Genomic DNA, 18,183 nt, shown 5'->3' on the forward strand with positions numbered 1-18,183 from the left:
CGTCGGGATCAATGCTGGTCTGGTCATTCTATGGGTGGGCAAGGATGGCATTACTGGCCGCGCATGAACAGTTTGTCCAGATCGCGCATGGTCAGCCTGGTCCAGGTGGGGCGGCCGTGGTTGCATTGGCCGGAGCGCTCGGTGGCTTCCATGTCGCGCAGCAGCGCGTTCATTTCCGGCAGGGTCAGCTGGCGGTTGGCGCGCACCGCGCCGTGGCAGGCCATGGTGGCCAAGAGCTCGTTGCGTCGCTCGGTCAGCACCTGGGTCAGGCCGAATTCGCGCACGTCCTTCAACACCGCCCGCGCCAGGTCCACCGGATCGCCGTCCTTCAGCCACACCGGCACGCCGCGCACGGCGATCTGGGTCGGCGACAGCGGCGCCAGCTCCACGCCCAGCCGTTTCATTTCCTCGCCGTGCTCGTGCGCGGTGGCCACTTCCATGCGGTCGGCGGCGAAGGATACCGGCAGCAGCAGCGGCTGCAGCGGAATGGCGTCGCTCTCCAGCGCGGTTTTCAGCCGCTCGTAGACGATGCGTTCGTGCGCCGCGTGCATGTCCACCAGGATTAGCCCTTCGGCGCATTGGCTGAGGATGTAGACGCCGTGCAGCTGGGCCAGCGCGAAGCCCAGCGGCGGGATGCCGTTTTCGTCATGCGGGGGAATGGCCAGCACCGCCGGATGCGGCAGCGGCGCGGCGGGGGAGGGCATGGCCGGTTCGGAACGCGACAGCGCCCGCTCCTCCTCGCGCAGGCCGCCGAACATCTTGTCGTACACGCCCACCGCCTCGCGCGCGACGTTCAGCGGGATGGACTGCTGCTGATATTGGAAGGGCTGCGGCGCCGGCATGCCGGATGAGGCCGGCCGGGGCGAGGCGCTGGCGAATAGCGGCGCCGATTCGCCGCGCGGCAGCTGCGGCGCGGCCGGTTCCGCGCCTTCCACCTGCACCGTCGGCGCGGCGCCGGCACTGGTGCCGGCCAATGCCTTGTGCACGCTGTGGAACAGGAACTGGTGCACCGCCTGGCTTTCGCGGAAGCGGACTTCGATCTTGGTCGGATGCACGTTGACGTCCACGCCGGACGGCTCGAGCTGGAAGAACAGCGCGTAGGCCGGATGGCGGTCGTGGTGCAGCACGTCGCGGTAGGCCTGGCGCAGCGCGTGCTGCGCGGTCTTGTCGCGCACGAAGCGGCCGTTGACGTAGAAGTACTGGGCGTCGCGGCTGGCCTTGGAATAAGTGGGCGAGGCGACGAATCCGGTCAGCGCCAGCGGGCCGGCCTGGCTGTCCAGCGGGATCGCCGCGGCGACGAAGTCCTTGCCCAACAGCGCGGCCACGCGGTCCTCGGCGCTTTGCGACGGCAAGCGCCAAGCCACCTTGCCGTTGTGGCGCAGCAGGAATTCCACGTCCGGGTGCGCCAGCGCGATGCGCTCGAAAGTGGCCGCGCAGTGCGCGTACTCGGTGTTTTCGCTTTTCAGGAACTTGCGCCGCGCCGGGGTGTTGAAATACAGGTCCACCACTTCGACGCTGGTACCGTGCGGATGGGCGGCCGGCTCCACCGGGTGCAGCGTGCCGTCTATCGCGATGATCTGGTGGGCGTGGTCGGCGTCCTGCGGCCGGCTCACCAGCGTCAGCCGCGACACGGACGCCACGCTGGCCAGACCCTCGCCGCGGAAGCCCAGCGTGGAGACCGATTCCAGGTCGTCCAGCGAGGCGATCTTGCTGGTGGCGTGGCGGTCCAGCGCCAGCGGCAGATCGTCGGCGGCGATGCCGGCGCCGTTGTCCGTCACCCGGATCAGCTTGATGCCGCCCTGGGCCAGATCTACGCTGATCCGCGTCGAGCCGGCGTCCAGACTGTTTTCCAGCATTTCCTTCAGCGCGGAAGCGGGGCGTTCCACCACCTCGCCGGCGGCGATCTGGTTGACGAGGTGGTCAGGCAGGCGTTGGATGCGTGTCATGGGCGGCGTTTTTGTGTGATGGCAATGCAAAAGGCCGCGCTGCGGCGGCCTTGTCGATTCTACTACGGATCAGCCGCGGGCGGCCGCGCGCTTGTGGCGCCAGATTTCGATCAGCCCTGGCAGGAACGATACGAAGATGATGCCGAAGATCAGCAGTTCCAGATTCTTGCGCACGAAGGGCAGATTGCCGAAGAAGTAGCCGGCGTAGGTGAAGCCGACTACCCAGGCGATGGCGCCCACCACGTTGTACTTCAGGAACTGCGGGTAGTGCATCTTGCCGATGCCGGCCACGAACGGCGCGAAGGTGCGCACGATGGGCACGAAGCGGGCGAAGATGATGGTCTTGCCGCCGTGGCGTTCGTAGAAGGCGTGGGTCCTGTCCAGATACTGCGGCTTGAGGATGCGCGGGAACATGTCGAACAGCCGCATGCCGACGTTGCGGCCGATCGCGTAGTTGGTGGCGTCGCCCAGGATGGCGGCGACGATCAACAACAGCACCAGCAGGTGCGGGTTCATCTGGCCCATCGCCGCCAGCGCGCCGGCGACGAACAGCAGCGAATCGCCGGGCAGGAAGGGCGTCACCACCAGGCCGGTTTCGCAGAACACGATCAGGAACAGGATGGCGTAGATCCAGGGGCCGTAGGCGGCCACCAGCTGGGTCAGGTGGGTGTCGATGTGCAGGATGAAGTCGATCAGAAACGTGATGGCTTCCATGATTTCCGTTATGAGCTAGGTGGGCAGACGCGAAACTGGCCGGACGAGCCGGCCAGTCGTTCAGAAGGCGAAGATCAGACCACCGCTTCCTCTTTTTGTTTCACCGGCTTGATCATGTGCTCGCGCTTCACGCCCAGCCACAACGCGATCGGGCTGGCCACCAGCACCGACGAGTAGATGCCGAACACGATGCCGATGGTCAGCGCCATGGCGAAGCCGTGCAGCGCCGGGCCGCCGAATACCAGCATCGACACCACCATCATCTCGGTGGAGAAGTGGGTGATGATGGTGCGGCTCATGGTGGAGGTGATGGCGTTGTCGATCACCTCGGCCACCGCGTGGCCGCGCATGCCCGGCTTGCGGAAGTTTTCGCGGATCCGGTCGAACACCACCACCGATTCGTTCACCGAGTAGCCCAGCACCGCCAGGATGCCGGCCAGCACGGTCAGCGAGAACTCCCAGCGGAAAAAGGCGAAGCAGCCGAGGATGATCACCACGTCGTGCATGTTGGCGATGATGGCCGCGACGGCGAAGCGCCACTCGAAGCGGATGGCCAGATAGAGCATGATGCCCACGCAGACCAGGATCACCGCGGTCAGACCGTGGGAGACCAGCTCCTCGCCGACGCTGGGGCCGACGAAGTCAACCTTGCGCAGCTGCACGGTGGGATCGGCGGCCTTCAGCTGGCCCATCACCTTGTCGGACAGCTGGGCGGTGCTGGTGCCCGGCTTGTTCGGCAGGCGGATCATCACGTCGCGGCTGCTGCCCAGGTTCTGCACCGTGGATTCGCCCAGCTTCAGCGCGTCCACTTTCTCGCGGATCTGGTCCAGGTTGGCCGATTGCTGGTACTGCAGTTCCAGCACGGTGCCGCCGGTGAACTCCACGCTGAAGTTCAGGCCGCGGGTGGCCAGAAAGAATACGGCGAGCACGAAGGTCACCAGCGAAATCGCGGTGGTGAGCCGGCCGTAGCTCATGAACGGGATGTCCCGTTTGATGCGGAAAAGCTCCATGGTTTAGCCCTTGTTTTCCGGTTTCCACACCTGGCCGATGGCCAGCGAGGTCAGTTTGCGGCGACGGCCGTACCACAGGTGCACCAGGCCGCGCGAGACCACCACCGCCGAGAACATCGAGGTCAGGATGCCCAGGCAGTGCACGATGGCGAAGCCGCGCACCGGGCCGGAGCCGAAGATCATCAGCGCCAGGCCGGCGATCAGCGTGGTGACGTTGGAGTCCAGGATGGTGTGCCAGGCGTGGTCGTAGCCGGCGTGGATCGCCGAATGCGGCGGCATGCCGTTGCGCAGCTCCTCGCGGATGCGCTCGTTGATCAGCACGTTGGCGTCGATCGCCATGCCCAGCGCCAGCGCGATGGCGGCGATGCCGGGCAGGGTCAGCGTGGCCTGCAGCATGGACAGCAGGGCGATCAGGAAGAATACGTTGATCGCCAGCGACAGGCCGGAGAACACGCCGAACAGGCCGTAGTACAGCACCATGAAGACGACGATGGCGGCGAAGCCCCACAGCGTGGCGTGGAAGCCCTTCTCGATGTTTTCCTTGCCCAGGCTCGGTCCGATGGTGCGCTCTTCGATGATGTTCATCGGCGCAGCCAGCGAGCCGGCGCGCAGCAAGAGGGCGGTGTCGTTGGCTTCGGCGCTGTTCATGCTGCCGGAGATTTCCACGCGGCCGCCGCCGATCTCGGTGCGGATCACCGGCGCGGTGACCACTTCTTTGCGGCCTTTTTCCACCAGCACCATCGCCATGCGCTTGCCGACGTTTTCAGCGGTCAGCTGGCGGAAGATGGCGGCGCCGGTGCTGTCCAGATTGATGCTGACGGCGGGCGCGCCGAACTGGTCGAAGCTGGGCTGGGCGTCGTTGATGTTGTCGCCGGTCAGCTCCACGTCGCTCTTGAGCAGGATCTTGCTCTGGCCGCGGGAGGTGGCTTCGTCCAACAGCTCGTAGCCTGCGGGCACGTTGCCGGCCAGCGCTTCGGCGACCTTGCCCTGGTCGTCCTCGACCATGTGCACTTCCAGCGTGGCGGTGCGGCCGATGATGTCCTTGGCGCGGGCGGTGTCCTGGATGCCGGGCAGCTGCACCACGATGCGGTTCGGGCCGGCCTGCTGGATGATGGGCTCGGTGGTGCCCAGCTCGTTCACGCGGTTGTGCAGCGTGGTGATGTTCTGCTTGACCGCGTCGTTCTGGATCTTGGTGATTTCTTCCGGCTTCAGCGTCAGCAGCAGCTTGTTGGCGGAGTCGTCGGTGCGGACCGCCAGGCTGGGCAGCATGCGGTAGGCCACGTCCTGGGCCGACTTCAGCGTGTCTTCGTCACGCAGCTGCACTTCCAGCGTGTTGCCGTTGCGCTTGATGTTGCCGTAGCGCACTTGCTTGTTCTTCAGCTCGCGGCGCAGATCGCCGGCGTAGCGTTCCATCGCCTTGTCGGTGGCGGCTTGCATGTCCACTTCCAGCAGGAAGTGCACGCCGCCGCGCAGGTCGAGGCCCAGGAACATCGGGTTGGCGTGCAGCGCCGTCAGCCAGGACGGGGAGGCGGGCAGCAGGTTCAGCGCGATGATGTAGTTGTCGCCCAGCGCGTGCTGGATGGCGTCGCGCGCCTTCAGCTGGGTGTCGGTATCCTTGAAGCGGACCTTCAGGCTGTTGGCGTCGAGAAAGACGCCGTCGGGGCTGATGTTCTGCGACTTGAGCGCGTCTTCCACGCGCCCCATCACGGCGGAGTCCACCGGAATCGACTGGCGCGAGCTGGAGACCTGCACCGCGGGGGTCTCGCCGTAGAAATTGGGCAGCGTGTAGATTGCCGAGATGATCAGCGCCACCACGATGACGAGGTATTTCCAGAGAGGGTAGCGGTTCATGTTCTAGTTCTGGAGTGGGAAATGAACAAGGCCGCCTGCGGAGCGTTCCGGGGCGGCCGTGATGGGCTTACAGCGACTTCAGCGTGCCCTTTTCCAGCTTGGCGCCGACGGCGCTGCGCTGAACGTGGATTTCCACGTTGTCGGCGATTTCCAGGGTCAGGTATTGTTCGCTGACTTTGGATACGCGGCCGACGATGCCGCCCTGGGTGACCACTTCATCGCCCTTTTGCAGTTCGGACAGCATTTTTTGGGTTTCCTTCATGCGCTTCTGCTGAGGGCGGACCATCAGGAACCAGAACAGCACGAAGATCACGATCATGGGCAGGAAGCCCATCAGGTCGAAACCTGCGGGAGCTGCGCCGCCGGAGGCGAAGGCGGGAGTAATGAAGGACATCAGGGAAACTCCTAAATTTCGTTATGACTTCAAGTTCGAACAGGGCATTGTAGCCATGCTCCATGTCTTTTCCAACTATGGAGCGCGGCAAGGGCGTGGGACCGTCGGCGCGGGGCCGCGGTTCCCCGCCCGGCGCGCTTAGTTGACGCCGCGCGCGCGCTTGGCCGCGAACTCCAGGCGGAAGTCCTCGAAGCGGTCTTCCTCGATCGCCTTGCGGATCTCGCGCATCAGTTCCTGGTAGTAGTGCAGGTTGTGGATGGTGTTCAGCCGCGCGCCCAGGATTTCGCCGACGCGATGCAGGTGGTGCAGGTAGGCGCGGCTGAAGTTGCGGCAGGCGTAGCACGCGCATTCCTCGTCCAGCGGCTTCTTGTCGTCCTTGTAGCGCGCGTTCTTGATCTTGACGTCGCCCCACTGGGTGAAGATCCAGCCGTTGCGCGCGTTGCGGGTCGGCATCACGCAGTCGAACATGTCCACGCCGTTGGCCACGCCGTGTACCAGGTCCTCCGGCGTGCCCACGCCCATCAGGTAGTGCGGCTTGTCGGCCGGCAGCATGTCCTTCAGCTCGGTCAGCATCCGGTACATTTCCGGCTTGGGCTCGCCCACCGATAGGCCGCCGATGGCGATGCCGTCGAAGCCGACCTGCATCAGGCCTTCCAGCGACTCTTGGCGCAAATCGGTATAAAGGTTGCCTTGCACGATGCCGAACAGCGCGTTCGGGTTTTTCAGATCGTCGAAGGCGCGGCGCGAGCGTTCGGCCCAGCGCAGGCTCATTTGCAGCGATTTCTGCGCGGTGGCGTGGTCCACCTGGCCCGGCGTGCATTCGTCCAGCTGCATCACGATGTCCGAATTGAGCACGGTCTGGATCTTCATCGAGATCTCGGGGCTCAGGAACAGCTTGTCGCCGTTGATCGGGCTCTGGAAGGTGCAGCCTTCCTCAGTCAGCTTGCGCATGTCGGACAGGCTGAACACTTGGAAGCCGCCGGAGTCGGTCAGGATGGGCTTGTCCCAGCCGATGAACTCGTGCAGGCCGCCGAACTGCTCGACGATCTCCAGGCCCGGGCGCAGCCACAGGTGGAAAGTGTTGCCCAGGATGATCTGCGCGCCGATGTCGTTCAGCTCGACCGGGCTCATCGCCTTGACCGAGCCGTAGGTGCCCACGGGCTGGAAGACCGGAGTCTCCACGGTGCCGTGGTTCAGCTCCAGCGTGCCGCGCCGCGCGCCGCCGGAGGTCTTGTGTACGGTAAACTTCAACATTATTCGAAGTATCGCTTCAGGGTTTGTTTAGCAAAATCAGTCCGCTAGTATACAGCAAGCGCGCCGGCTGCGCCGGTGTCGAAAAAAAGTGCTTGCCAAGATGGGGAGGCTCTTATACTATGCACACCTCGACGACAGGCACGTAGCTCAGTTGGTTAGAGCACCACCTTGACATGGTGGGGGTCGTTGGTTCGAATCCAATCGTGCCTACCAAATTAAATGCATGGAGTTACAAGTGAAAGTCTTGCGAACTACCACAACCCGACATACTCACGAAAGCTGAGCCTTGCGGGTTGTACCATGCGAAAAAGAAGTGCGGCTCAGGCCGCACTTTTTTTTTACCCTTTTGCTTTAGACTCGATCACAAAAATCTCTCGCCCTCGTTGGAGTTGACATGCCAGACATTCGCTTGCCGGACGGCTCGGTCCGTTCTTTCGACAAACCGGTAACGGTTCATGAAGTGGCCGCGTCCATCGGCGCCGGTCTGGCGCGCGCCGCGCTGGCGGGCCGCGTGGATGGCCAGCTGGTGGATACCAGCTACCTGATCGACCGCAGCGCGGATCTGGCCATCGTAACCGACAAGGACGCCGACGGCTTGTCCATCATCCGCCACTCCACCGCCCACTTGCTGGCTTATGCCGTCAAGGAGCTGTTCCCGGAGGCGCAGGTGACCATCGGGCCGGAGATCGAGAACGGCTTCTACTACGACTTCGCCTACAAGCGTCCGTTCACGCCGGAAGATCTGGCGGCGATCGAGAAGAAGATGGCCGAGCTGGCGAAGAAGGATATTCCGGTCGAGCGCTACGAGCTGCCGCGCGACGAGGCCATCGCCTACTTCAAGAGCATCGGCGAGGCCTACAAGGCCGAGATCATCGAATCGATCCCGCAGGGCGAGGTGTTGAGCCTGTACCGCGAAGGCGAGTTTACCGACCTGTGCCGCGGCCCGCACGTGCCGTCCACCGGCAAGCTGAAGGTGTTCAAGCTGATGAAGGTGGCCGGCGCTTACTGGCGCGGCGACAGTAAGAACGAAATGCTGCAGCGCGTCTACGGCACCGCCTGGGCCAAGAAGGAAGACCTGGACGCCTACCTCTATATGCTGGAAGAGGCGGAAAAACGCGACCATCGCAAGCTGGGCGTGCAGCTGGATCTGTTCCACCTGCAGGACGAGGCGCCGGGCATGGTGTTCTGGCATCCCAAGGGCTGGCAGCTGTGGCAGAGCGTCGAGCAATACATGCGCGACAAGCTGAACCGCGAAGGCTACAAGGAAATCCGCACCCCGATGATGATGGACGCCCATCTGTGGGAGCGTTCCGGCCACGCCGCGAACTACCGCGAGAACATGTTCATCACCGAATCGGAAAAGCGCGACTACGCGGTGAAGCCGATGAATTGCCCGGGCCATGTGCAAGTGTTCAACAGCGGCCTGCGCTCGTACCGCGACCTGCCGCTGCGCTATGCCGAGTTCGGCTCCTGCCACCGCAACGAGCCGTCCGGCGCGCTGCACGGCATCATGCGCGTGCGCGGCTTCGTTCAGGATGATGGCCACATCTTCTGTACCGAAGACCAGATCAACCAGGAGGCCAAGGATTTCCACCGCCTGGTGATGGAAGTGTACGACCGCTTCGGCTTCGACAAGGTGTCGATCAAGCTGGCGCTGCGTCCGGAAAAACGCATCGGCGAAGAGTCCACCTGGGACAAGGCCGAGGAGGGCATGCGCGAAGCGCTGCGCGCCTGCGGCGTGGAGTGGGAAGAGCTGCCGGGCGAGGGTGCCTTCTACGGTCCGAAGATCGAATATCACATCAAGGACGCGCTGGGCCGCTCTTGGCAGTGCGGCACGCTGCAGCTTGATTTCATGCTGCCGGAGCGTCTGGATGCCGAATACGTGGCTGACGACAACAGCCGCAAGCGTCCGGTGATGCTGCACCGCGCGGCGCTGGGATCGCTGGAGCGTTTCCTCGGGATTTTGATCGAAAACCATGCCGGCGCTTTCCCGCTGTGGCTGGCGCCGGTGCAGATGGTGGTGATGAATATCACCGAAGCGCAGGCGGATTATGCCGGCGAAGTGGCCAAATCTCTTGAGAAACAAGGATTCCGAGTCGCGCTTGACTTGAGAAACGAGAAGATCGGCTATAAAATTCGCGAACACAGCCTGCAGAAGTTGCCGTATCAGATCGTGATCGGCGACAAGGAAAAGGCAGGCGGTTTGGTTGCCGTGCGCGCCCGGGGCGAAGATCTGGGCCAGCTCACGCTGGATGCGTTCATCGCGCGCCTCAAGGCTGAGATGCCTGGGGCCTGATCCGGCGGCGGCATACTTATCATTTATTAGGAGATTTCAGCTATAGCTCAGGAACGCGAAGCACGGATCAACGGCGAGATTACCGCTCGTGAGATCCGTCTGGTAGGTAAGGAAGGTGAGCAGATTGGCATCGTCAGTCTGCGTGAAGCGATGGCTCTGGCCGAAGAGGGCGATGTGGATCTGGTGGAGATTTCCCCGACCGCTCAGCCCCCGGTGTGCAAGCTGATGGACTACGGCAAGTACAAGTACGAGATGTCCAAGAAGCGTCACGAAGCCAAGCAGAAGCAGAAGCAGGTTCAGATCAAGGAAATCAAGTTCCGTCCGGGCACCGACGATGGCGACTACAACGTCAAGTTGCGCAACCTGGTCCGTTTCCTGACTGAAGGCGATAAGGCCAAGGTCACCCTGCGCTTCCGCGGTCGTGAGATGGCACACCAGGATATCGGCCTCGCGCTGCTCAAGCGCGTGGAAGCCGATCTGGCGGAAGTGGGCACTGTGGAACAGTTCCCGCGACTGGAAGGCCGTCAGATGGTCATGATGATTGCGCCGAAGAAGAAATAATCGGTATAATCATTTTTCGACACGGCAGAGTGCGCTCTGCCGTGTTGATTTTGTAGGTCGGCAACGATCTGCTCAAAAGCGTGACGCAGCGGTTTCAAGAGCCTTCGGGCCACCCTGTGTCTAATCTAAACAAAATTCAGCAGGAGCATTTCCATGCCGAAAATGAAGACCAAGTCGAGCGCGAAGAAGCGTCTCAAAGTACTGGGTGGCGGTGGTTTCAAGCGTGCACACGCCTTCAAGCGTCACATCCTGACCAAGAAAACCACCAAGAACAAGCGCCAATTGCGCGGCACCTCCATGGTGGACGCGACCAATGTGGCCTCTGTTCGCGCCATGATGCCCTACGCTTAAGGAGACCTGAAATATGCCACGCGTAAAACGCGGTGTAACCGCACGTGCTCGTCACAAGAAAATCCTCGCCCTGGCGAAAGGCTATCGCGGCCGCCGGAAGAACGTCTATCGCATCGCCAAACAGGCGGTGATGAAGGCGGGTCAATACGCCTACCGCGACCGTCGTCAGAAAAAGCGTCAGTTCCGTCAACTGTGGATTGCCCGTATCAACGCAGCTTCCCGCGAAAACGGCCTGCCGTACAGCAAGTTCATGAACGGCCTGAAGAAAGCCGCTATCGAAATCGACCGCAAGGTCCTGGCCGATCTGGCCGTGTTCGACAAGCCGGCTTTTGCGCAGATCGTCGAAAAGGCGAAAGCAAGCCTCGCTGCTTAATCGCCGGGACGGATCTGAAGGGAGGCAAACATTTGCCTCCCTTTTTTTCTTCCGGCCGCCCTTTCCAGAGCGCTGATCAGACCGGGTATGCTGCATGCCCGGTGTGATCAGCCTTCTATTCGCATACGGTGTGGGACACGATGAACAACGTTGACGCGATTCTCCAAGCAGGCCAGGCGGCAGTCGCCGCCGCGGCCGATCTGATCGAGCTCGAGCAGGTCAAGGCGCGCTTCCTTGGCAAGAGCGGCGAGCTGACCGAACTCCTCAAGCAGCTGGGCAAGCTGGCGCCGGAAGAGCGCAAGGCCGCCGGCGCCACCATCAATCAAGCCAAGCAAGCGTTCGAAGCCGCGCACAACGACAAGCGCGACCAGCTCAACGCCGCCAAGCTGGAAGCCCAGCTGGCCGCCGAGGCGCTGGACGTCACGCTGCCGGGCCGCGGCTCGGCCAGCGGCGGCCTGCATCCGGTGGCGCTGACGCTGGAGCGCATCGCCGGCCTGTTCCGCACCATGGGCTTCGAAGTGGCCGACGGCCCGGAAATCGAGAGCGATTTCTACAACTTCCAGGCGCTGAACATTCCGGAAGACCATCCGGCCCGCGCGATGCAGGACACGTTTTACGTGGAAAACGGCGACGTGCTGCGCACCCATACCAGCCCGATCCAGGCGCGCTTCATGGAAAGCCACCAGCCGCCGATCAAGATCGTCGCGCCGGGACGCGTGTACCGCGTCGACTCCGACGCCACCCATTCGCCGATGTTTCATCAGATGGAAGGCCTGTGGGTGGACGAGGGCGTGTCCTTCGCCGATCTGAAGGCGGTGGTCACCGACTTCCTGCGCCGTTTCTTCGAGCGCGACGACCTGCAGGTGCGGTTCCGCCCGTCATTCTTCCCGTTCACCGAGACTTCGGCCGAGATCGACGTGCTGGACGAGCAGGGCAAATGGCTGGAAGTGGGCGGTTGCGGCATGGTGCACCCGAAAGTGCTGAGCATCGCCAATATCGACCCGGAAAAGTACACCGGCTTCGCCTTCGGCATCGGCCTCGACCGTTTCGCCATGCTGCGCTACGGCGTCAACGACCTGCGCCTGTTCTTCGAGAACGATCTCAACTTCCTGAAGCAATTCAACTGATCGCGCACGGAGCCGACTATGCAATTTTCCGAACAATGGCTGAGAAGCTGGGTCAATCCGGCGCTGAACACCGAACAATTGTCCGACCTGCTGACCATGGCGGGCCTGGAAGTGGAAGAAACCGTCGCCGCCGCGCCGGCCTTCAGCGGCGTGGTGATCGCCGAGGTGAAGGAGTGCGTCAAGCATGAGAACGCCGATCGCCTGCGCGTTACCAAGGTCGACGTGGGCACTGGTGAATTGATCCAGATTGTCTGCGGCGCGCCCAACGTCGCCGTTGGCGTGCGGATTCCCTGCGCGCTGCCGGGCGCGGTGCTGCCCGGCGACTTCAAGATCAAGCCGACCAAGATGCGCGGCGTGGAATCCAACGGCATGCTGTGCTCCGGCAAAGAGCTGGGCGTGCCGGAAGACGTCGATGGCCTGATGCTGTTGCCGGCCGACGCGCCGGTGGGCCAGAGCATCCGCGATTACCTGGGCCTGGATGACCAGCTGTTCACGCTGAAGATCACCCCCAACCGCGCCGACAGCCTGTCGATACGCGGCATCGCCCGCGAAGTGGCGGCGCTGACCGGCGCCGCGCTCGCGCCGGTGGCCATCGAGCCGGTGGCACCGTCCATCGACGACGTTCGTCCGGTGAGGATCGAGTCGCGCGAGGCTTGCGGTCGCTATCTGGGCCGCGTGGTCAAGGGCGTCAATGCCGCAGCGGCCACGCCGGCCTGGATGCGCCAGCGCCTGGAGCGTTCCGGTCTGCGTTCGATTTCCGCCATCGTCGACATAACCAATTACATCCTGCTGGAGCAGGGGCAGCCTATGCATGCCTTCGATCTGGACAAGATCGACGGCGGCATCACCGTGCGCCAGGCCCGCGCCGGCGAGAGCCTGCTGTGTTTGAACGAAAAGACGGTCGAGCTGCAAACCAAGCATCTGGTGATCGCTGACGACGCCAAACCGCTGGCCATGGGCGGCATCATGGGCGGCGAGCACAGCGGCGTCACCACCGCAAGCCGCGACATCTTCCTGGAATCCGCGTTCTTCGCGCCGGAAGCGATCGCCGGCAAGGCGCGCGAGCTGGGCTTCGGTTCAGATTCGTCCTACCGCTACGAGCGCGGCGTCGATTTCGCGCTGCAGCGCGAAGCGATCGAGCGCGCCACCCGCCTGGTGTTGGACATCTGCGGCGGCGAAGCCGGCCCGGTGGTCGAGGAAGTGGCCGAGCTGCCGAAGCGCCTGTCCGTCAAGCTGCGGGTGGCGCGTGTCGCCAAGGTGCTGGGCGTGGCGCTGTCCGCCGAGCAGATCGGCGACATCCTGTCCCGCCTGGGCCTGGCCCACTCGCTGGAAAACGAAATCTTCACCGTGCAGGCGCCGTCGTTCCGCTTCGATATCGAGATCGAGGAAGATCTGATCGAAGAGGTGGCCCGTGTCTACGGCTACAACAGCATCCCGTCTGACGCGCCGCGCTCCGGCATGCGCATGCTGGCGCAGCCGGAAGAGAAGCGTCCGGTGGATCAGCTGCGCCACCTGCTGGCTGGCCGCGACTACCAGGAAGTGGTCAGCTACGCCTTTGTCGACGAGCGCTGGGAGCGCGACTTCGCCGGCAATGACAACGCGATCCGCCTGCAGAATCCGATCGCCAGCCAGATGAGCGTGATGCGCTCGACGCTGATCGGCGGCCTGGTCGACGTGCTGGCCGGCAACATCAACCGCAAGCAGCCGCGCGTGCGGTTGTTCGAAGTGGCGCGCGTGTTCCTACGCGGCGAGGACGGCTACGACCAGCCGGAAAAAGCGGCAGGCCTGGCCTGGGGCCCGCGCCTGTCCGAGCAATGGGGCACCAAAGCCGAGCGCGTCGATTTCTTCGACGTCAAGGCTGATGTCGAAGCCCTGCTGCATCCGGTCAAGGCCGCATACCGCAAGGCGGCCCATCCGGCTTTCCATCCCGGCCGCTGCGCCGAGGTGCTGGTGGACGGCAAGGCGGTCGGTGTGATCGGCGAGCTGCATCCGCAGTGGGTGCAGGCTTACGATCTGGTCAATGCTCCGGTTCTGTTCGAGCTGGATCTGGAGGTGGTGACCGCGCGCAGCCGGATCAAGGCGCAGCCGGTCAGCAAGTTCCAGCCGGTGCGCCGCGACTTGGCGCTGTTGGTGGACGAGACGGTGACTGTGGCGCAGCTGCTGTCCGCATTCGATGCCAAACGCGCTGAAATCGTCACCGATATCGAGCTGTTCGACGTTTATCGCGGCAAAGGCGTCGCCGAAGGTAAGAAGAGTCTGGCCTTTAGCGTGCTGATGCAGGACAATAGCCGAACCCTGACCGACGAGGACGTGGAGCCTGCAATGAAGGCTCTGCTCGAAGCCGTGTCGGAACTGGGCGCGCAACTGCGCGTGTGATCAAGATGTGGGCGGGCGGATCCCAATGGGTCCGCCCGTCGATTGTGGTTTAGAAGTTTGAGGGGAATGTCATGACTTTGACGAAGGCTGAACTGGCCGATTTGCTGTTTGACCAGGTTGGTCTGAACAAACGCGAAGCCAAGGACATGGTCGAGTCGTTTTTCGAAGAGATCCGGCTGGCGCTGGAGTCTGGGGATTCGGTTAAGCTGTCCGGTTTCGGCAACTTCCAGTTGCGCGACAAGCCGCAGCGTCCGGGCCGCAATCCCAAGACCGGGGAAGAGATTCCCATCACCGCCCGCCGTGTGGTAACGTTCCACGCAAGCCAGAAACTCAAGGGAATGGTTGAGCAATACCATGCTAACAAGCAAGGCTGATCTGCCGTCGATTCCGTCCAAGCGTTACTTCACCATCAGCGAAGTCGGCGAACTCGCTGGGGTGAAGCCGCATGTGCTGCGTTATTGGGAGCAGGAGTTTTCCCAGTTGCGCCAAGTGAAACGGCGCGGCAATCGCCGTTATTACCAGCATCACGAAGTTTTGCTGGTGCGCCGCATTCGCGAATTGCTGTACGACGACGGCTTCACCATTCAGGGCGCTCGTCAGCGGCTGGGAATGGGCGATGATAGCGAACGACCGGTTACCGCGCAGGAAGTGCGCGCCGAATTGGAATCCATCCTTGAATGGTTGGATTCGGGTATTGGCAAAAAATAATAAATCAGTTACACTGTGTTTCTCTTGAGTCGGGGTGTAGCGCAGCCTGGTAGCGCACCTGCATGGGGTGCAGGGGGTCGGAAGTTCGAATCTTCTCACCCCGACCAATAAGATCTGAAGCCGTATCAAACTGAAACGCCAGCGCAAGCTGGCTTTTTTGTTTTCATCTCCCGATTTCGATTCGCGGCGCGATTTTATTTCTACTTCCTATTATCGGTTTTATCCGATGCCGGTTTGCCCTTCATGTTGCTGATATACTCGTTTTGGTTTTGTCGCGAGTGATAGACCATTTTCAAGTCATTGTTTTTCCGAGCCGAGCATCCGAATGAGCATTACCCGTCCCGATTCCCCTTGCATCGCCCTGTGTTCAACCGCGCTGGGCGACAACGTTTGCCGCGGCTGCGCGCGCACCTTCGCTGAAGTGAGCCGGTGGTGCTTCATGTCGGCGGATGAGCGGGAGTCGGTATGGCTGCGCTTGCCGGCGCGGATGCGTTTACTGCAACTGGCGGCAGCCTGCGGCGCGCTGCTGGAGCTGGATGAAATCGACGGCGTAGAGTGGGGGCGCTTGCCAGCAGGCGGGCATTACCGGCTGGACGAAGCAGGTTGGCTGCGGTGGCGCGACGCCGCTTCGGCGCGCGAAGACAAATGCGATTGCGCGGGCCTGTCGCTGGAGCGGGCGGCGGCATGGCTGCTGGAGAAGTGATTCGAAAGGATGATATGGCGGACAGTTCCAAGGCGGATTTCTGGGAGCAGCGTTACCGTGAAGGCGTGATGCCATGGGAGGGCGGGCAATTGCCGCCGACTGCGCGCGAGTTTTTTGCCGCGCAGCCGCCGTGGCGGGTATTGATGCCGGGCTGCGGCAGCGCGGCGGACATGCCGCCCTTGCTGGGCATGGGACATGAGGTGCTGGCGGTAGATTTCAGCGAGGCCGCGGTTGAGCTGGCTGCCAGGCAGTGGCCGGAAGCCACTGGCCGATTATTGCTCGCCGATTTTTTCCTGCAAGAATTGCCCGTTTTCGACTGCGTGTTCGAGCGGGCTTTTTTGTGCGCCTTGCCTGTGCGCATGCGAAAGCAATATGCTGATCGAGTCGCGGCGCTGATCCGCCCCGGCGGGGTGCTGGCCGGGGTGTTTTTCGTCGCCGACGCCGAGCGGGGGCCGCCGTTCGGCATCAATGCCGAGTCCCTGGCGGATCTGTTGTCGCCGTGGTTCGAGCTGGAGGCGGATGAGGCATTGGGGCCGAGCGTCGCGGTTTTCCGCGATAGCGAGCGCTGGATGGTATGGCGGCGGCGTGGATTTGATGTGGATCAAGTTTCCGGATGAGAATCGGCTGGCAATTGCGGCGCGCATCGGAAAAAATAACGTCCTAATAAAAAATAGCGGCGGCACAGCCGGCAAGAGGAGAGCAAATGGAGTGGTTTTGGCGCTTGTACACGTTTTCGGAAAAGACGTTCTGGAATACGCTTGGCAAAAAGTTGTGCAGTTTCTTCTTCATCAGCCTGTTCCAGCTGCTGATGGTAGCCTACAGCTACCATGCCTTGTCCGACATTCGCGACAGCCTGCGCGGCGCCGGCGTGTCGCCGCAGATCATGGCCGGGGTCGAGGCCAGCATAGACAGCGCGCTGTACTGGACGCTGGGGCTGTGGGCCTTGAGTTTCGTCTTCATCGCTTTCATGGTCTGGTATCTGCGCTACCTGATCGTGCGGCCGCTGCGCATGATCATCCAAATCTTCAACGAGATCGGCGCCGGCGCCGGCGATCTGTCGCGTGAAATTCCCACCATCACCTATGACGAGATCCGCGAGCTGTCGCTGTCTTACAACCGTTTCTTGTTGAAGATGCGGGAAATCATCAGCAAGGTGAGACTGATGACAGTGCGCATCGCGATGGATTCCGCGGTGACGCGGCGCAACGTCACCGAATCGCTGGGCAGCGCCCGCCAGCAGGACGATCTGGCCAAGCAGGTGAGGCAGGCCAGCGACGACTCGACGCGCGGGGCGGGGCTGGTCACCGAGCAGACGGAGGCCATCTCCACCACCACCGCCGAGAACCTGAAAGTGGCGCGCGTCTCTTACCAGGAATTGCGCCTGGTGACGGATAGCATTCACGACATCAGCCGCAAGGTTGGCCATTTCAATCACACGGTGGAGGATTTGAGCCAGCGCTCGGCCAGCATCAAGACCATTGTCGATCTGATCAAGGACGTGTCCGAGCAAACCAATCTGTTGGCGCTGAATGCCGCCATCGAAGCGGCGCGCGCCGGCGAGAGCGGCCGCGGCTTCGCGGTGGTGGCGGATGAGGTGCGCAAGCTGGCGGAGCGGGTGAAGACCGCCACCGACGAAATTTCGCATAACATCGACGGCATGCTGGGCCTGGTAGCGAATACCCAGAAGGAAACCGAAGCTATCACCGCCGATACCAATCAGGCGCGCGACGTGATCTCGCGCGCGTCCGAGCATTTCAGCAAAATGATGGGCGATTTCGAGGCGACGTCCAGCGGTCTGAGCCAGATCGCTTCCACCATGCATGGTTTCGCCGACAGCAACCAGCAGGTAAACCGGAATGTGGCCGAAATCCACCAGCTGGGACAGTTGGTGAGCGGCCGCCTGGGGCAGACCGAAAAAGCGGCGACCGAGCTGACGGTGGCGGCGGAGCAGGTGCAGGAGCTGGTTTCCAAGTTCGTCATCGGCGACGGCGCTTTCGATCAGGCTGTGAATCGGGCGCGGGATGTCCGCGATCAGGTGCAGGGGCTGTTGCAGCAGGCGCAGCAGGGCGGCCTGGATCTGTTCGACCAGCGTTACCAGCAGATTGCCGGCACCGCGCCGGCGAAATACCGCACCGCCTACGACGCCAAGCTGGAAAAGCTTCTGCAGCCGATGCTGGATGGCATGGTGGGGCAGATTCCGGGCGGCAAGTTCTGCGTGGCGGTGGATGGCAACGGCTACGCGCCGACCCATAACAGCTGGTACAGTAAGCCGCCCAGTGGCGATCCGGCCAAGGATCTGGTCGAGAGCCGCGACAAGCGCATCTTTAACGACGCGGCCGGCTTGCGCGCGGCGCGCAATGTGCAGCCCTTCCTGTTGCAGACATATAGCCGGGACACTGGCGAGGTGTTGTCCGAGGTGGTGCTGCCGCTGGAGTTGCGCGGACGGCACTGGGGCGCCTTGCGGGTGGGTTTCGATCCCCACGCCTTGTTGACGCAGGAGTGAGCGCGGTATGAGAAAA

At 62.6% G+C, this 18,183-nt stretch carries 17 protein-coding genes and 2 tRNA genes; 13 read left to right on the forward strand and 6 right to left on the reverse strand.

Annotated features, from left to right (window positions below):
- Positions 1-50 precede the first annotated feature (50 nt).
- From mutL to tgt, 6 genes are all read right to left on the reverse strand, one after another.
- The gene (gene mutL / locus LQR33_RS04675) at positions 51-1,946 is read right to left on the reverse strand and encodes a DNA mismatch repair endonuclease MutL (RefSeq protein WP_231467792.1); all 1,896 of its coding nucleotides are present in this window, start codon (positions 1,944-1,946) and stop codon (positions 51-53) included.
- A gap of 69 nt (positions 1,947-2,015) precedes the next feature.
- Positions 2,016-2,660, reverse strand: a complete 645-nt coding sequence (locus LQR33_RS04680; protein WP_231467794.1) for a DedA family protein — start codon at positions 2,658-2,660, stop codon at positions 2,016-2,018.
- 74 nt (positions 2,661-2,734) lie between these two features.
- Positions 2,735-3,670 (reverse strand): protein translocase subunit SecF, encoded by a 936-nt coding sequence (secF, locus tag LQR33_RS04685; RefSeq protein ID WP_021477044.1) that lies wholly within the window; start codon positions 3,668-3,670, stop codon positions 2,735-2,737.
- A gap of 3 nt (positions 3,671-3,673) precedes the next feature.
- The gene (secD, locus tag LQR33_RS04690) at positions 3,674-5,521 is read right to left on the reverse strand and encodes a protein translocase subunit SecD (RefSeq protein ID WP_021477045.1); all 1,848 of its coding nucleotides are present in this window, start codon (positions 5,519-5,521) and stop codon (positions 3,674-3,676) included.
- Positions 5,522-5,588: 67 nt separating this feature from the next.
- Entirely contained in the window at positions 5,589-5,915 is a 327-nt protein-coding gene (gene yajC / locus LQR33_RS04695; RefSeq protein WP_021477046.1) for a preprotein translocase subunit YajC, read from the reverse strand.
- Between the two features lie 138 nt (positions 5,916-6,053).
- Complete coding sequence (gene tgt, locus LQR33_RS04700; RefSeq protein ID WP_021477047.1) at positions 6,054-7,169, reverse strand: tRNA guanosine(34) transglycosylase Tgt; 1,116 nt, start codon at positions 7,167-7,169, stop codon at positions 6,054-6,056.
- A 136-nt stretch (positions 7,170-7,305) separates the two neighbouring features.
- Between tgt and LQR33_RS04705 the strand changes: the two genes are divergently transcribed.
- The 13 genes from LQR33_RS04705 (at position 7,306) to LQR33_RS04765 (ending at position 18,167) form a co-directional block, all read left to right on the forward strand.
- Positions 7,306-7,382 (forward strand) — tRNA-Val (locus LQR33_RS04705).
- A gap of 181 nt (positions 7,383-7,563) precedes the next feature.
- The gene (gene thrS, locus LQR33_RS04710; RefSeq protein ID WP_231467796.1) at positions 7,564-9,465 is read left to right on the forward strand and encodes a threonine--tRNA ligase; all 1,902 of its coding nucleotides are present in this window, start codon (positions 7,564-7,566) and stop codon (positions 9,463-9,465) included.
- Positions 9,466-9,507: 42 nt separating this feature from the next.
- Positions 9,508-10,026, forward strand: a complete 519-nt coding sequence (gene infC / locus LQR33_RS04715; protein ID WP_076098326.1) for a translation initiation factor IF-3 — start codon at positions 9,508-9,510, stop codon at positions 10,024-10,026.
- Between the two features lie 153 nt (positions 10,027-10,179).
- Entirely contained in the window at positions 10,180-10,377 is a 198-nt protein-coding gene (gene rpmI / locus LQR33_RS04720) for a 50S ribosomal protein L35 (protein WP_011134904.1), read from the forward strand.
- 13 nt (positions 10,378-10,390) lie between these two features.
- On the forward strand, positions 10,391-10,750 hold the full coding sequence (rplT, locus tag LQR33_RS04725) for a 50S ribosomal protein L20 (protein WP_021477050.1): 360 nt from the start codon (positions 10,391-10,393) through the stop codon (positions 10,748-10,750).
- 140 nt (positions 10,751-10,890) lie between these two features.
- Positions 10,891-11,877: a phenylalanine--tRNA ligase subunit alpha gene (gene pheS, locus LQR33_RS04730; RefSeq protein ID WP_166438898.1), complete on the forward strand. Its 987-nt coding sequence runs from the start codon at positions 10,891-10,893 to the stop codon at positions 11,875-11,877.
- A gap of 18 nt (positions 11,878-11,895) precedes the next feature.
- Complete coding sequence (pheT, locus tag LQR33_RS04735) at positions 11,896-14,253, forward strand: phenylalanine--tRNA ligase subunit beta (RefSeq protein WP_231467798.1); 2,358 nt, start codon at positions 11,896-11,898, stop codon at positions 14,251-14,253.
- Positions 14,254-14,324: 71 nt separating this feature from the next.
- Positions 14,325-14,627, forward strand: coding sequence for an integration host factor subunit alpha (locus LQR33_RS04740; RefSeq protein WP_011134908.1), 303 nt, complete (start codon positions 14,325-14,327; stop codon positions 14,625-14,627).
- The gene (locus tag LQR33_RS04745) at positions 14,608-14,961 is read left to right on the forward strand and encodes a MerR family transcriptional regulator (RefSeq protein WP_021477053.1); all 354 of its coding nucleotides are present in this window, start codon (positions 14,608-14,610) and stop codon (positions 14,959-14,961) included. The genes LQR33_RS04740 and LQR33_RS04745 overlap by 20 nt, the downstream gene beginning before the upstream one ends.
- Positions 14,962-14,991: 30 nt before the next feature.
- Positions 14,992-15,068: transfer RNA gene (locus LQR33_RS04750), tRNA-Pro, on the forward strand.
- 218 nt (positions 15,069-15,286) lie between these two features.
- Positions 15,287-15,664, forward strand: a complete 378-nt coding sequence (locus LQR33_RS04755; RefSeq protein WP_221667188.1) for a DUF1289 domain-containing protein — start codon at positions 15,287-15,289, stop codon at positions 15,662-15,664.
- A gap of 14 nt (positions 15,665-15,678) precedes the next feature.
- On the forward strand, positions 15,679-16,281 hold the full coding sequence (locus LQR33_RS04760) for a methyltransferase (RefSeq protein ID WP_205692444.1): 603 nt from the start codon (positions 15,679-15,681) through the stop codon (positions 16,279-16,281).
- Between the two features lie 86 nt (positions 16,282-16,367).
- Positions 16,368-18,167, forward strand: a complete 1,800-nt coding sequence (locus LQR33_RS04765) for a methyl-accepting chemotaxis protein (RefSeq protein WP_231467800.1) — start codon at positions 16,368-16,370, stop codon at positions 18,165-18,167.
- Positions 18,168-18,183 lie beyond the last annotated feature (16 nt).

The sequence above is a fragment of the Chromobacterium piscinae genome (assembly GCF_021129175.1).
Lineage (GTDB): Bacteria > Pseudomonadota > Gammaproteobacteria > Burkholderiales > Chromobacteriaceae > Chromobacterium > Chromobacterium piscinae.

Excerpts from the sequence above, each read along its gene's own strand:
- secD (WP_021477045.1), bottom strand. The coding sequence starts at position 5,521 with ATGAACCGCTACCCTCTCTGGAAATACCTCGTCATCGTGGTGGCGCTG.
- LQR33_RS04760 (WP_205692444.1), top strand. The coding sequence starts at position 15,679 with ATGGCGGACAGTTCCAAGGCGGATTTCTGGGAGCAGCGTTACCGTGAA.
- LQR33_RS04680 (WP_231467794.1), bottom strand. The coding sequence starts at position 2,660 with ATGGAAGCCATCACGTTTCTGATCGACTTCATCCTGCACATCGACACC.
- secF (WP_021477044.1), bottom strand. The coding sequence starts at position 3,670 with ATGGAGCTTTTCCGCATCAAACGGGACATCCCGTTCATGAGCTACGGC.
- rplT (WP_021477050.1), top strand. The coding sequence starts at position 10,391 with ATGCCACGCGTAAAACGCGGTGTAACCGCACGTGCTCGTCACAAGAAA.
- rpmI (WP_011134904.1), top strand. The coding sequence starts at position 10,180 with ATGCCGAAAATGAAGACCAAGTCGAGCGCGAAGAAGCGTCTCAAAGTA.
- pheS (WP_166438898.1), top strand. The coding sequence starts at position 10,891 with ATGAACAACGTTGACGCGATTCTCCAAGCAGGCCAGGCGGCAGTCGCC.
- LQR33_RS04745 (WP_021477053.1), top strand. The coding sequence starts at position 14,608 with ATGCTAACAAGCAAGGCTGATCTGCCGTCGATTCCGTCCAAGCGTTAC.
- pheT (WP_231467798.1), top strand. The coding sequence starts at position 11,896 with ATGCAATTTTCCGAACAATGGCTGAGAAGCTGGGTCAATCCGGCGCTG.
- LQR33_RS04740 (WP_011134908.1), top strand. The coding sequence starts at position 14,325 with ATGACTTTGACGAAGGCTGAACTGGCCGATTTGCTGTTTGACCAGGTT.
- LQR33_RS04755 (WP_221667188.1), top strand. The coding sequence starts at position 15,287 with ATGAGCATTACCCGTCCCGATTCCCCTTGCATCGCCCTGTGTTCAACC.
- thrS (WP_231467796.1), top strand. The coding sequence starts at position 7,564 with ATGCCAGACATTCGCTTGCCGGACGGCTCGGTCCGTTCTTTCGACAAA.
- yajC (WP_021477046.1), bottom strand. The coding sequence starts at position 5,915 with ATGTCCTTCATTACTCCCGCCTTCGCCTCCGGCGGCGCAGCTCCCGCA.
- mutL (WP_231467792.1), bottom strand. The coding sequence starts at position 1,946 with ATGACACGCATCCAACGCCTGCCTGACCACCTCGTCAACCAGATCGCC.
- LQR33_RS04765 (WP_231467800.1), top strand. The coding sequence starts at position 16,368 with ATGGAGTGGTTTTGGCGCTTGTACACGTTTTCGGAAAAGACGTTCTGG.
- tgt (WP_021477047.1), bottom strand. The coding sequence starts at position 7,169 with ATGTTGAAGTTTACCGTACACAAGACCTCCGGCGGCGCGCGGCGCGGC.